General features: G+C 69.5%; 12 protein-coding genes. 9 read left to right on the forward strand and 3 right to left on the reverse strand.

The features are described 5' to 3' along the window. The first annotated feature begins 11 nt into the window (after nt 1–11). The 4 genes from VHR41_16020 to VHR41_16035 are packed head-to-tail and all read left to right on the forward strand — an operon-like array spanning nt 12 to nt 4,750. Nucleotides 12–2,729, forward strand: a complete 2,718-nt coding sequence (locus VHR41_16020; protein HEX3235705.1) for a pitrilysin family protein — start codon at nt 12–14, stop codon at nt 2,727–2,729. Nucleotides 2,730–2,780: 51 nt separating this feature from the next. Beyond that, nucleotides 2,781–3,269: a hypothetical protein gene (locus tag VHR41_16025; GenBank protein ID HEX3235706.1), complete on the forward strand. Its 489-nt coding sequence runs from the start codon at nt 2,781–2,783 to the stop codon at nt 3,267–3,269. Nucleotides 3,270–3,290: 21 nt separating this feature from the next. Further along, nucleotides 3,291–3,719 carry an OsmC family peroxiredoxin gene (locus tag VHR41_16030; protein ID HEX3235707.1) on the forward strand — a complete coding sequence of 143 codons (429 nt, stop codon included), beginning with the start codon at nt 3,291–3,293 and terminating at the stop codon, nt 3,717–3,719. Continuing rightward, on the forward strand, nt 3,656–4,750 hold the full coding sequence (locus VHR41_16035; GenBank protein HEX3235708.1) for a metal-dependent hydrolase: 1,095 nt from the start codon (nt 3,656–3,658) through the stop codon (nt 4,748–4,750). Before VHR41_16030 ends, VHR41_16035 begins: the two co-directional genes overlap by 64 nt. Here the strand turns inward: VHR41_16035 and VHR41_16040 are convergent. Beyond that, entirely contained in the window at nt 4,662–5,225 is a 564-nt protein-coding gene (locus VHR41_16040; protein ID HEX3235709.1) for an NAD(P)H-dependent oxidoreductase, read from the reverse strand. The genes VHR41_16035 and VHR41_16040 overlap by 89 nt on opposite strands. A gap of 11 nt (nt 5,226–5,236) precedes the next feature. Continuing rightward, complete coding sequence (locus VHR41_16045; protein HEX3235710.1) at nt 5,237–6,136, reverse strand: hypothetical protein; 900 nt, start codon at nt 6,134–6,136, stop codon at nt 5,237–5,239. Between the two features lie 52 nt (nt 6,137–6,188). Between VHR41_16045 and VHR41_16050 the strand changes: the two genes are divergently transcribed. Together VHR41_16050 and VHR41_16055 are read left to right on the forward strand one after the other, a co-directional pair. Beyond that, nucleotides 6,189–6,848: a GntR family transcriptional regulator gene (locus tag VHR41_16050; GenBank protein ID HEX3235711.1), complete on the forward strand. Its 660-nt coding sequence runs from the start codon at nt 6,189–6,191 to the stop codon at nt 6,846–6,848. Further along, the gene (locus tag VHR41_16055) at nt 6,845–8,059 is read left to right on the forward strand and encodes an aminotransferase class V-fold PLP-dependent enzyme (GenBank protein ID HEX3235712.1); all 1,215 of its coding nucleotides are present in this window, start codon (nt 6,845–6,847) and stop codon (nt 8,057–8,059) included. The genes VHR41_16050 and VHR41_16055 overlap by 4 nt, the downstream gene beginning before the upstream one ends. Here VHR41_16055 and VHR41_16060 read toward each other — a convergent pair. Beyond that, a complete protein-coding gene (locus VHR41_16060; GenBank protein ID HEX3235713.1) occupies nt 8,042–8,713 on the reverse strand; it encodes an arylesterase in 672 nt (223 codons plus the stop codon). The genes VHR41_16055 and VHR41_16060 overlap by 18 nt on opposite strands. Before the next feature lie 7 nt (nt 8,714–8,720). Here VHR41_16060 and VHR41_16065 point away from each other — a divergent pair, with 7 nt between their 5' ends. From VHR41_16065 to VHR41_16075, 3 genes are all read left to right on the forward strand, one after another. Then, the gene (locus VHR41_16065) at nt 8,721–9,389 is read left to right on the forward strand and encodes an ABC transporter ATP-binding protein (GenBank protein HEX3235714.1); all 669 of its coding nucleotides are present in this window, start codon (nt 8,721–8,723) and stop codon (nt 9,387–9,389) included. Next, on the forward strand, nt 9,386–11,929 hold the full coding sequence (locus VHR41_16070) for an FtsX-like permease family protein (GenBank protein ID HEX3235715.1): 2,544 nt from the start codon (nt 9,386–9,388) through the stop codon (nt 11,927–11,929). Before VHR41_16065 ends, VHR41_16070 begins: the two co-directional genes overlap by 4 nt. Nucleotides 11,930–12,042: 113 nt before the next feature. Then, entirely contained in the window at nt 12,043–12,942 is a 900-nt protein-coding gene (locus VHR41_16075; protein HEX3235716.1) for an enoyl-[acyl-carrier-protein] reductase, read from the forward strand. The last annotated feature ends 1 nt before the right edge of the window (nt 12,943 follow it).

The following is a 12,943-nucleotide window of genomic DNA, read 5'->3' on the forward strand; positions in this document are numbered from 1 at the left end:
GATCCGATTGGATGCTGGCCACCTCTCTGCTGCTGCTTCCGCTTGCCCCACTCCGCGCCCAGTCGTCTCTGGAGATCCCCTACCAGCGCTTCGTGCTCCCCAACGGCCTCACCGTGCTGGTCCATGAAGACCACAAGGCGCCGATCGTGGCGGTGAACGTGTGGTATCACGTCGGTTCCAAGAACGAGCGCCCAGGACATACCGGGTTCGCCCACCTGTTCGAGCACCTCATGTTCAACGGGAGCGAGCACTACGACAAGGAATTCCAGGGACCGCTGGAGCGGGCCGGCGCCACCGATCTCAACGGCACCACCAACGAGGACCGGACCAACTACTTCGAGAACGTGCCCACCTCCGCCCTGGACCTGGCGCTCTGGCTCGAGTCGGACCGGATGGGACACCTGGTGGGGGCCATCAGCCAGGCCAAGCTGGACGAGCAGCGCGGCGTGGTGCAGAACGAGAAGCGGGAGGGCGAGAACGCCCCCTACGGCAAGGTCTGGGACTTCCTCATCCCCAAGCTCTATCCGGCGAACCACCCCTACTCCTGGACCACGATCGGCTCGATGGAGGACCTCGACGCCGCCAAGCTGGACGACGTGAAGGGCTGGTTCCAGACCTACTACGGGGCGGCCAACGCCGTCGTGGCGATCGCCGGCGACATCGACCTCAAGACGGCCCGGGAGAAGGTGGAGCGCTACTTCGGCGACATCCCCGCCGGGCCGCCGGTGGCGCGGCAGGACGAATGGATCGCCAAGCGGACCGGCAGCCAGCGCGGACGGATGCAGGACCGGGTGCCACAGGCGCGACTCTACAAGGTGTGGAACGTGCCTTCCTGGAGCTCGGCCGACGCGGACTATCTGAATCTCGCGGCCTCGGTGCTGAGCGATGGCAAGTCCTCCCGGCTGTACAAACGGCTGGTGTACGAGGAACAGCTCGCCACCGACGTCGACGCGTCGCTCGATCTGCGGGAGATCGGTGGATTGTTCACCATCCAGGCCACTGCCCGCCCCGGGGTGGAGCTCTCGCGGGTGGAGCGGGCGGTCAACCAGGAGTTGGCGCGCTTCCTGGCCGGCGGCCCGACGCCAGCCGAGCTGCAGCGGGCCAAGACCCAGTTCCGCGCCGGCTTCATCCGCGGGATCGAGCGGATCGGCGGGCTAGGCGGCAAGTCGGACGTGCTGGCGCAAGGCGAGGTGTTCGCCGGGCGGGCCGACTTCTACCAGGTGCGGCTCAGGCGGGTGGCCGGCGCTACCGCGCAGCAGCTCCGGGGAGTGGCCACGCGGTGGCTCTCGGACGGCGATTACACGCTGGAGGTGCTGCCCTTCCCCGACTATGCCACGGCGGCCGGCGGCGTCGATCGCTCCAGGCTGCCCCAGCCGGGCACGCCGCGCGAGGCGGCATTCCCCGCGCTCGAGCGGACGACGCTCTCGAATGGTCTCAAGGTGGTGTTGGCCGAGCGGCGCTCGATCCCGCAGGTACGGTTCGACCTGCTGCTCGACGCCGGCTCCGCCTCCGACCAGTTCGCCTTGCCCGGCACCGCCAGCCTGGCAATGACGATGCTGGATGAAGGCACCCAGACCCACTCGGCGCTGGAGATCAGCGATCGGCTGGAGGAGCTGGGCGCCAATCTGGGCGCGGCGTCACGCCTGGATGTCTCCAGCGTGTCGCTGGAGGCGCTTCGGGACCAGCTGGAGCCGTCGCTGGAGCTCTATGCCGACGTTATCCTTCATCCCGCCTTCCGGCAGCGCGACCTCGACCGGCTCAAGAAGCAGCGTCTGGCCCAGATTCAGCGGGAGAAAGCCGATCCGGTCGGCATGGCGCTCCGGGTCTTCCCTCGGCTGGTCTACGGGCAGGGACACGCCTATGCCAACCCGTGGAGCGGCTCCGGCACCGAGGCGTCCGCCGCCCGGATCACCCGGGACGATCTGGTCAGATTCCACCAGACCTGGTTCAAGCCCAACCACGCCACCCTCGTGGTGGTCGGGGCCACGACGATGGCCGAGGTCCGGCCCAGGCTCGAGCGGCTGTTCGCGGGATGGGCGCCGGGTGAGGTGCCCCGCAAGAATATCGGCGCTGTGGAGCAGCCGAAGCCCGCGGTTTACCTGCTCGACCGGCCGGGATCGCTGCAGTCGGTCATCATCGCGGGCGACGTGGCGCCGCCCAAGGCCAATCCGGACGAGCCCGCCATCGAGGTGATGGGTGCCGTGCTGGGGAGCGACTTCGGCTCCCGGCTCAACATGAACCTGCGGGAGGACAAGCACTGGTCCTACGGCGCCTTCAGCTTCCTGCGAGACGCGCGGGGCCAGCGGCCATTCATCGCCTACGCACCGGTCCAGACCGACAAGACCAAGGAGGCGATCGTCGAGGTCCAGAAGGAGCTGCGCGGCATCCTGGGCGAGCGGCCCATCCTGCCGGACGAGCTGGAGCGGGCCAAGGCGTCGCTCACCCTGACGCTGCCGGGGTCATGGGAGACCATGGCCGCGCTGGCGGGCACCATCAGCGAGATCGTCTCCTTCGGGCTCGACGACCGCTACTACGATACCTATGCCCAGGCAGTCCGGGGGGAAACCGTGGCTACGATCACCGCGGCGGCCCAGCGCACCGTGGCCCCCGATCATCTGGTCTGGGTCATCGTGGGCGACCGGGCCAAGATCGAGCAAGGTCTCCGGGAGCTCAACCTCGGCGAGATCCACCTGATCGATCCCGATGGCAATCCGGTGCAGGCGTCCTGAGGCGTCATACCGAAGCACTCAGCTGAGACAATTTATCGACACGGAGGTCGGATGGGGGCTCGCTACGCTGTGGCGGTTCTGCTGGCGCTCATGGGTGTGGTGCCGGCTCGGGCGGCCGCGCAGTTTCGCGGGAGAGGGTCCGGGCTGCTCCAGGGCCCCATCGAGGCCGGACTCAGAACCGGACGCGACTTCGAGAACCACGCCTGGAGCCTGGGCGGGCAGCTTCGCATCCCGGTGCGGAAGAACGTGGAGCTTCGGCCCAGCGCCGATCTCTTCTTTCCCAAGCATGGATCCACGGGCTGGCAGGCCAACGGCGACGCGGCGCTCCGCCTGGGCCAGGGCGGCGGCCTCTACGCCGGCGGCGGCATCGCCTTCGTTCACCTGGGCGACAGGGGGACAGAAACCGGTTACAATCTCTTCTTTGGTCTCAGTACCGCGCCGCCGCTGGCCCGGACCAAGCCGTTCGTCGAGTTTCGCTGGACCTTCCTCGACGAGACCAGCCCCTTCCGACTGGCGGTCGGTTTCAGCCGCGTGCTGTAGGACGCACACTGGGGGAGAGTCATGAGAACAAGCAACGCCAGCGCGACATGGGAAGGTGGTCTCAAGAGCGGCCGCGGGCATTTCGCGGGGACGTCGGGGCACATCCAGGGCGACTACACCTTCGCCACCAGGTTCGAAGACGCCAAGGGCACCAATCCCGAAGAGCTCATCGCCGCCGCCCACGCGGCGTGCCTCAGCATGGCCCTGTCCGCCGGACTGGAGGGGGCAGGTACGCCGCCCACCCGGATCAGCACCACGGCCGCCTGCACCGTCGAGAAGGTGGCGGCCGGCTTCAAGATCACCCGCATGCGGCTGGAGGTGCGCGGGGAGGTGCCCGGCATCGACCAGGCCGCGTTCAAGAAGGCCGCCGAAGCGGCCAGGGACGGATGCCCCGTGTCGGGCGCGCTCAAGGGCAACGTGCAGATCGAGTTGGACGCGAGGCTGGTATAGATCCGGTCTGCCACACACTGGTAGGCGCCGCTCTGGCGCGGGGCGGCCTGGGGAGACGCACCGCCCTCGGCACCGCGACGCTGCTCATCGGCGCCAACCTGCCTGACCTGGACGTGCTGGCTTTCCTCGATGGTCCGGCCGCCGATCTCTCCTTCCGGCGTGGCTGGACCCACGGCCTGCTGGCGATGGCGGTGCTCCCGTTCCTGCTGACGGGCGGGGTGCTGCTCCTGGACAGCGCCAGTCGCCGGGCGAGCCGGTCGAACCTTCCGTCTGGCGTCGTGCCCCGACAGATCCTGCTCCTCTCGTTCCTCTCGATACTCAGCCATCCGATCCTCGACTCGCTCAACACCTACGGTGTCCGCTGGCTCATGCCGTTCAGCGGACACTGGTTCTACGGAGACACGCTGTTCATCGTCGATCCGTGGGTGTGGCTCGCCCTGGGAACCGGCGTCATGCTGAGCCGGCGGCGCGGCACGCGGGGGCACTTCGGGATGCAGGGGCGGCCGGCGCGGGTGGCGCTGGGCGCGACGGCGGCGTATGTGGTCGCGATGGCGCTTTCAGGGGCCGGAGCAAGGATGATCGCGACCCGGGAGCTGGTCGCCCTGACGGGCACACCGGTGGAAGCCCTCATGGTCGGGCCGCTGGCAGTCAACCCGATGGTGCGGCATGTGGTGGCCTCGCAGGGGGACAGCTATCGCATTGCGACGTTTCGCTGGCTTCGGCGGCCCCATCTGGATCGGGCGTCGGTTCGAAGCTATCCCCGCGGCCGGCCGGATACACCCGCGGTGGCCGCCGCGGTGGCGACACTGGTTGGCCGGCGCTTCCTCGGCTGGGCGCGGTTTCCGGTGTTCTCGGTGGAGTCCATCGGGCCGGCGACGCTGGTACACATCGTCGATTTGAGGTATGCAGAGCACCCTGGCGCCGGCTTCGGAACGGCCACGATCAGCGTGGCTCGGCCGCCAGCTTCCGCGCCATCGTCAGGTATCCCTCCAGCATCGCCGTCAGCCGCTCCCGTCGCTCCTTCTCCCTGAACTGGCCTGCCTCGTCGAAGACCTTGTCCGCCCAGGGCAAGGGGTACATGTCGGGGTAGAGGAGGACCCCCACACCTTCGAGCGGAATCCTGAGCTGCCAGAGACCACGAATGCCGCCGGCCTGCGCCGTGGAGGCGGAAAGGAGCATTCCGGTCTTGCCACGGAACGGCATCGGGCTCATGCGGGAAACCCAGTCGATGGCATTCTTGAGGGTGCCGGGAAGCGAGTAGTTATACTCCGGCGAGGCGATCAACAGCCCATCCGCCGCCAGGACGCGCCGCTGCAACTCGCGGGCACCGGGCGGGAATCCCGTGCCGTCCTGAACGTCCCGGTCGTAGAGCGGCATGTCGAACTCGTGGAAATCCGCCAGGTCGACCTCGACCGCCCTCTCCCGGGCGAGGCCGGCGGCGAGTGCGATCAACTTCCGGTTCCACGACGCGCGTCGCAGGGAAGCGGCGAAAGCCAGCAGTTTCATGCCGCGGCCGGTCAGTCCGAGCTCATAGTGTACCGGATGAGGACGCCCTCCACGAAATCGGCCCTGACCCGTCCGGTGTCCATCGCGTAGGTGCGGGTGACCACGTTGAGCTTTCCTTCGCGTCGCTGGGATGTGGTGCTGGCCGCCCCGAGCAGCGCGTCGGCTTCTTCCAGGAGCATGCCTTTCCGAGGGATCCGAGACGGCGGAGGCGGGGGAGGCGGCTCGGGACACGAGGGCGCCGCCGAGGCGACCGCAGTCTCCCCGAAGTCGACGTACTCCGCCAGGGCCTGCATCATCGACTCGGCCGTCAACGCCGACTGGGGGACCCCGTGTCGGTACCGCAGGTTGAAGCGCGAGCCGCCGTCGAGCCGGCGCTGACGGATGTTCTCCTTCTTGTGCTCCTCCGCGTCCGCCACCTGGGCGCGGTTGCGGGCGTCCTCCCGCTCCCGTTCTCTGCGGAGGTCGTCCAACTCCTCCTTGATGGCGCGCTTCCTTGCGGGATCGCCTTCGCGCCGGAGCTCGCCCTCGAGATTCTGCTCCCGCTTGGTCTTGGGGGTCGATCCCACGTTGACGTTGGAGGAGGTCTCGTCGCCCATGGTGCCGTAGCCGCCGCCATCGAGCTGGAACTCGATGAGGTCCGATTTCACCTTGATCTTGGTGACGATGGCTGATTGGCCGGACGGGAGAGCCGTCCCGAACTTCTTGAGCCGACTGGCGTATCGGGGGTAGTCGAGCGGTTTCTCGGTGCCGGGGTAGACGTCCACGCCGTCTTCGGTGCCGGGCATCGCCAGCCTGAGGACGACGTGGCGTCCTTCGAATCGCTCCTTGAGCTCGGGCTCGGACTGGGCGTGGAGCGGTGGGGCGAGGAGGCAGAGGGCGAAAGGCAGAGCGATGACGGGAGCAGTGCGCATGGGTCCTCCAGGGCTTGACTCGTGTCGGAACACAGAATACTGTATACTGTATATGAATTCAAAGTCTCAGGCAGGCACCACCATCCCCCGAATGCCCCTCCGCGACGAGGTCTATCGCCATATCCTCGATCGCATTCACCGCGGCGAGCTTACCCCCGGCCTCCGGGTCCGCGACACTGCTCTCGCCGCCGAACTCGGTGTCAGCCGGACTCCCGTCCGGGAGGCCCTGCTCCGCCTCACCCGCGACGGCGTGCTCCAGGCAGACATGGGGCGGGGCTTTCGGCTGCGCCCCCTCGACCGCACTGAGATCCGGGAGGTCGGCGCCATCCTGGGAGCGCTGGAGGCCCTCGCCTTCGAGCTCTCGCCCGATTTCCCGGAGGAGCGCCTGGCGCACCTCGCCGAGCTGGATCGAGCGCTGGAGCAGGCCCGCGGCGACCTGGCGGCATGCCTCGACCTGGAAGACGAGTGGCACCGGGTGCTGCTCGCCGGCTGTCCCAACCGGAGACTGCTGGAGCTGATCACGAGCCTCCGCCAGGTGCCCCGCCGATATCTCTCAGCCTACATGCGGGCCGCCGGCCGACTCGCGCTCTCCACCGCTCCCCACGGCAAGGTGCTCCACGCATTCCGGCAGGGGGATCGTGTCGCCGCACTCCAGGTCTTTCAGCGGCAGTGGCGCCGCGGGATCGCGGAGCTGGAGGCGTGGGTCGCGTGAGCGCCGCCGCCAACCCGCCGGAGCTCGGCCGCTGGCGGGCCGACACTCCGGGCTGTACCCGCCGGGTGCATCTGAACAACGCCGGGGCGGCCCTGACGCCTCGACCGGTGCACCAGGCCGTCACCGCGCACCTCAGGCTGGAGGACGAGCTCGGTGGCTATGAGGCGGCGGAGGCCCGGAGGGACGCGCTGCGCCAGGTGTACCAGGACCTGGGCCATCTGCTCGGCGCCGGAGCGCGGAACATGGCACTGGCCCAGAGCTCCACCACGGCCTTCGCGCAGGCGCTCGAGACATTCGACTTCGCCCCGGGCGACACCATTCTCACCAGCCGCGCGGACTACGCCTCCAACCAGATCATGTATCTCTCGCTCGCCCGCCGGCGAGGAGTCGAGATCGTTCGCGCGCCGGACGCCCCTGAAGGCGGCATCGATCCCGCCGAGGTGCGGCGGCTGGTGGGACGGAGGCGCCCCACGCTGGTGGCGCTCACCTGGGTGCCGACCAACTCGGGACTGGTTCAGCCGGTCGAGGCGGTCGGCGAGATCTGCCGCGCCGCGGAGGTGCCCTACCTGGTCGACGCCTGCCAGGCGGTGGGCCAGATGCCGGTCGACGTAGGCGCCCTGTACTGCGACTATCTGGCGGGGACCTCCAGGAAGTTCCTGCGCGGCCCCCGCGGCATCGGATTTCTCTATGTGTCGGACCGCGCGCTTGCCGCCGGCGCCCATCCCCTGCTGGTCGACATGCACGGGGCCTCCTGGAGCGATCCCGACGCCTTCGAGCTGACGCCCGACGCCCGACGCTTCGAGACCTGGGAGATGCCCTTCGGACTGGTGCTCGGACTGGGGGCCGCCGTGCGCTACGCACTGGAGGTCGGCATCCCGACGGCTCAGGAGCGCGCGTGGGCGCTGGCTCGCCATGCCCGCGAGCGGCTGGCCCGGGTGCCCGGCGTGCGGGTACTGGACCGCGGCCCGGCACTCTCTGCCATCGTCACCATTCAGCCGGCCGCCCGCGACGGCGCCGAGCTGAAGCTGGCGCTGCGGGCGCGCGGGATCAACACCAGCTCACCCGAGCGGGAGGATGCCGTCATCGACATGGACGAGAAGGGGGTGACCTCCGCGCTCCGGATTTCCCCGCACTACTACAACACCACCGACGAGATCGACACCGCCGCCGCCGCGCTCGAGGAGCTGCTGGGGTCAGGCGTGCCCTCGTAGCACCGGCTCCAGCACCCGCCACACCGTCTCCGCCAGCCGCCGCTGTCCCGCCACGGTGGGATGCGTCAGGTCCGCCTGGTTGAGTGAGTCCACCCCGGCCACCCCTTCGAGCAGAAACGGAATCAGCGGCAGATGGTTGCGCTGCGCGAGCTGGGGGTACGCCGCACGAAATCGCCGGGTGTAGGCCAGACCGTAGTTGGGCGGCGCCTGCATCCCCGCGAGCACGATGCCGGGAGGCGGCTGCTGGCGCTTGGCGCGGTCGATGATCGCCTGGATATTGGCCGCCAGGGAATCCACGTCCTGTCCGCGGAGCCCGTCGTTGGCGCCGGTCTCGATCACCAGAACGGCCACCGGCTGGCGGAACAGCCAATCGATCCGCCGCCTGGCCCCGGCCGAAGTCTCTCCGCTCACGCCGGCGTTGACGGTCAGGAACGGAAGGCCGGCCGAATCGATCTTCTGCTGGAGCAGCGCGGGGTACGCCTGGTCGGGATCGAGGCCGAGTCCGGCGGTGAGGCTGGTGCCGAGGAAGACGATGCGACCGCGCTGGCCATCGGATGGCGGCGGTGGCGGGTCTCCGGCCGGAGCGCGCTCGCCCGCGTCGCATCCGGCGCCCAGGCTGAGCATCAGCCCGCACACGACGGACCGGAGTATCATTGACCTCATGCTGCGCTGTGCCTCGTTGACCAAGAGCTATGCGTCCGGTGACCGCGAGCTCACCGTGTTGAAGGATATCACCTTCGCCGTGGAGCCGGGCGGCTTCGTGGCGATCGTCGGCCCGTCGGGCAGCGGCAAGACGACGCTGCTGGGCCTGCTCGCGGGGCTCGACCGGCCCACGGCCGGGACGGTGCACCTCGATGGCGCCGAGCTGGGCCAGCTGGATGAAGACCAGCGCGCGCGGCTTCGCGGCGAGAAGATCGGATTCGTGTTTCAGTCCTTCCAGCTGATCCCCACGCTCACGGCAAGGGAGAATATCCAGGTGCCGCTCGAGCTGCGGGGCGAGGAGGGACGCGCCCGGGCGGACGAGCTCCTGGCCCGCGTGGGGCTCACCGAGCGGGCGCATCATTATCCGGCCCAGCTTTCGGGTGGCGAGCAGCAACGGGTCGCGCTGGCGCGTGCCTTCAGCACCCGTCCCCGGGTCCTCTTCGCGGATGAGCCCACCGGCAACCTCGACGCCAGCACGGGCGCCACCATCATCGACCTCATGATGGAGCTGAACCGGGATCTCGGCACCACGCTGGTGCTGGTCACCCACGATCTCGACCTGGCGTCCCGGGCCCGGCGCACCATCCGCCTGGCCGACGGCCGGATCGTCGCCGACAGCGCGGCGTGACCACAGCCGGATTCGTGCTCCGCATGGCCGCGCGGGAGATCCGGGCGGCGCCTCGACGGCTGCTCCTTCTGACGGCCTCGATCGCCGTTGGCGTGGCCGCGCTGGTGGCGATCGGCTCCTTCACCGACAATCTGCGCGACTCGGTGCGCGCCCAATCGCAGGCGCTGCTCGGAGCCGACCTGGCGTTCTCCAGCCGGCGGCCGCTCACGCCCAAGGCGGAGGCGGTCGTCGACACCCTGGTCTCCGGCGGGGCGCGGCTTGCGCGGCTCACCAGCTTCTCTGGCATGGCCTACGTGCCCCGCACCTCGGGTACCCGGCTGGTGCAGGTGGCAGCGGTCGACGGGGCCTACCCATTCTATGGCGAGATCCGCACCCAGCCGGCGCCCGCCTGGCGCGAATTGCAGTCCGGGCGATTCGTCGTGGTCGATCCCTCGCTGCTGAGCGCGCTCGGTGCCAGGCTGGGCGACACGCTCGCGTTGGGCGAGGCTCGCTTCGTCATCACCGGCTCGATCGTGAGCGCGCCGGGCAACGTTGGTATCCGGGCCGCGTTCGGACCGCGGATTTTCATCCCGGGCCGTTTTCTCCAGGACACACGCTTGCTGGGGTTTGGCGCACGCGCGGAATACGAGGCGTTCCTGAGCCTCCCGCCGGGGACCTCGCCGGCGGCCATCGCCGACCGCTACCGCACCCGGCTGCAGGTCGAGCGCGCCCGGGTGCGGACCGTGGCGGAGGACCAGCAGAACCTGAACGACGCGCTCGTCCGGCTGGCGGGGTATCTGGGACTGGTGGCGCTCATCGCCCTGCTGCTCGGCGGGATCGGGGTGGCGAGCGCTGTGGTGGTGTTCATCCGCCAGCGGCTCGACAGCATCGCCGTGCTCCGCTGCCTGGGCGCGAGCGCCGGTCGCGTACTGGCGATCTACCTCGCCGAAGCCGCCGCGATGGGACTCGTGGGCAGCATCCTCGGTGCGCTGCTCGGCCTCGGCGCGCAGCAGGTTCTCCCGGAGCTCCTGGCCGGGCTGCTCCCGGTGACCGTGCGCCCGGAGCTGTCGCTCCGCGCCGTCGCGCTTGGGCTGGGGATGGGACTCTGGGTGGCGCTGATCTTCGCGCTCTCCCCACTCCTCGCGGTGCGCCGAGTGCCTCCGCTGGCCGCACTCCGGCGCGACGTGGACCCCGAGGTCCGGCGGAGCCGCGATCCGTGGCGCTGGCTCAGTCTCGCGGCGCTGGCTGCCAGCACGGTGGCGCTCGCCGCCATCCAGGTCGGGAGCTGGCGACGGGCCGCGATCTTTTCAGCCGGCGTGGCCGCGGCCTTGCTGATCCTGTGGGGTGCCTCGTGGGCGCTCATCCGGGTGGCGCGGCGCTGGCTACCGCCGGCATGGCCCTACGTGTGGCGCCAGGGCGTGGCCAACCTGCACCGCCCCTTCAACCAGACGACCACGGTAGTGCTGGCCATCGGCTTCGGCGGGTTTCTGCTGGGTACGCTCTTCCTGGTCCAGTTCAACCTGCTGCGGCAGCTCCGGATCACCGGCGGCCCCAGCCGGCCCAACCTGGTGCTCTTCGACATTCAGCCCGACCAGCAGCCCATTGTCCAGCGGGCGCTGGCAGAGGCCCGGCTGCCGTCGTTCGGGCCGGTGCCGATCGTGCCGATGCGGATCGAGTCGGTCAAGGGCAAGCCGGTGAGCATGACGCTGGCCGATACCTCAGCCGGCCGGGACGGGCCGAGCAATGCCTGGGCGTTTCGGCGGGAGTACCGGTCGACCTACCGCGACACCCTGGTGGGTTCGGAGCGGCTCGTGGCCGGCCGCTGGTGGACGCCAGGAGCGAGAACGCCGGAGATCTCGGTCGAGACGGACCTGGCGCGCGAGCTGGGCGTCCGGGTGGGAGACGAGATCGTCTGGGACGTGCAGGGAGTGCCGGTCACCACCCGGGTGGCCAGCCTCAGAGAGGTGGAGTGGGCCCGGTTCGAGCCCAACTTCTTCGTGGTGTTCGCGCCGGGGGCGCTGGAGGGCGCGCCACAGTCGCTGGTGACGCTCACCCGGATCGCGCGGCCTTCGGATCGCGGCACCTTCCAGCGCCGGCTGACGGAACGACTCCCCAACGTCACCATCCTGGATCTCTCCTCGGTCCAGGAGACTCTCGAGCGGCTGATCGCGCGGGTGCTGCTCGCGATCCGCTTCATGGCGCTCTTTACCCTGGGCACCGGCACGCTCGTGCTGGTCGGGGCGCTTGCCACCAGCCGGTTCCAGCGGGCGCGCGAGGGAGCCCTGCTCCGCACCCTCGGCGCGACTCGGGGACAGCTCTTCCGCATCGTGATCGCCGAGTACGTCTCCCTCGGGCTGATCGCATCGCTGGTGGCGGTGGTCCTCGCCTCGGTGGCTGGTTGGGCGCTGGCACGCTTCCTGTTCGAGGGGAGCTTCACCCTTCCGGTCGTGCCCTTGTCGCTGCTCGCCGCCGCAGTCGTGACTCTCACCGTCGTCGTGGGCCTGGCCAACAGCCGGGTGGTCCTCCGGCTGCCGCCGCTGGAGGTGCTCCGGGCCGAGTGATCATACCGGCTTGGCCCGGGAGCGCTCCCGCGACCTGATCGCCCCGCGCGGCTCTGCACCGTCCTCCACCCGTCCCACTATATTCCCGCGACCCTTCCCGAGGATTCCTCCGGATGCTCGCGATCGACCTCACCGGAAAACGTGCTCTCGTCGCCGGCGTCTCGGACGATGGCGGCTTCGGTTTCGCCATCGCCAAGGCACTCGCCGAGGCGGGGGCCACGATCTGCCTCGGAAGCTGGCCGCCGGCCCTGGGGATCTTCACCAAGCTGCTCGAGCGCGGGAAGATGGAGGACTCGCTTCGGCTCTCCGATGGCGGCAAGCTGGAGTTCGAGCGGATCTATCCGCTGGACGCCGGCTTCGACACGCTGGCCGAGGTTCCCGATGAGGTCCGGGAGAACAAGCGCTACAAGGAGCAGGGCGACTTTACCATCCAGGGCATGGCGGGCCGGATTCGCGCGGACTTCGGCGAGTCCGCCCTCGACATCGTGGTGCACAGCCTGGCCAACGGGCCGGAGGTCCGCTCGCCGCTGGTCGACACCAGCCGGCAGGGGTATCTCGCGGCGGTCAGCGTCAGCGCCTACAGCAACGTGTCCCTGGTGCGGCACCTCGCGCCGCTGATGCGACCGGCCGGCAGCTTCCTTTCCCTCACATATCTGGCGGGCGAACGGGTCATCCCCGGCTATGGCGGCGGCATGTCGTCGGCCAAGGCGGCGCTCGAGGCGGACACCCGCACGCTCGCCTTCGAGGCCGGCCGCAGATGGGGCGTACGGATCAATGCGATTTCCGCCGGCCCCTGGGCTTCCCGCGCCGCGTCGGCGATCGGATTCATCGACACCATGATCGCCTATTCGGCCGCCAACTCTCCGCTGCCTCATCCTATTCAGGCCACCGATGTGGGACACACGGCTGCCTTCCTCTGCAGCCCGCTCGCGGCGGCCGTCACCGGCAGCGTGGTCTACGTGGACAACGGTTTCCACGCCATGGGAATGGCGGTGGCCGAGGGCGGGCGCTGAG

This window comes from Gemmatimonadales bacterium, assembly GCA_036265815.1.
Lineage (GTDB): Bacteria > Gemmatimonadota > Gemmatimonadetes > Gemmatimonadales > GWC2-71-9 > CAVVWJ01.

Bases quoted from the DNA above. Each gene is read 5' to 3' on its own strand.
- VHR41_16050 (HEX3235711.1), top strand. From the start codon at position 6,189: ATGAATTCAAAGTCTCAGGCAGGCACCACCATCCCCCGAATGCCCCTC.
- VHR41_16040 (HEX3235709.1), bottom strand. From the start codon at position 5,225: ATGAAACTGCTGGCTTTCGCCGCTTCCCTGCGACGCGCGTCGTGGAAC.
- VHR41_16025 (HEX3235706.1), top strand. From the start codon at position 2,781: ATGGGGGCTCGCTACGCTGTGGCGGTTCTGCTGGCGCTCATGGGTGTG.
- VHR41_16020 (HEX3235705.1), top strand. From the start codon at position 12: ATGCTGGCCACCTCTCTGCTGCTGCTTCCGCTTGCCCCACTCCGCGCC.
- VHR41_16060 (HEX3235713.1), bottom strand. From the start codon at position 8,713: ATGATACTCCGGTCCGTCGTGTGCGGGCTGATGCTCAGCCTGGGCGCC.
- VHR41_16030 (HEX3235707.1), top strand. From the start codon at position 3,291: ATGAGAACAAGCAACGCCAGCGCGACATGGGAAGGTGGTCTCAAGAGC.
- VHR41_16075 (HEX3235716.1), top strand. From the start codon at position 12,043: ATGCTCGCGATCGACCTCACCGGAAAACGTGCTCTCGTCGCCGGCGTC.
- VHR41_16045 (HEX3235710.1), bottom strand. From the start codon at position 6,136: ATGCGCACTGCTCCCGTCATCGCTCTGCCTTTCGCCCTCTGCCTCCTC.
- VHR41_16035 (HEX3235708.1), top strand. From the start codon at position 3,656: ATGCCCCGTGTCGGGCGCGCTCAAGGGCAACGTGCAGATCGAGTTGGA.
- VHR41_16065 (HEX3235714.1), top strand. From the start codon at position 8,721: ATGCTGCGCTGTGCCTCGTTGACCAAGAGCTATGCGTCCGGTGACCGC.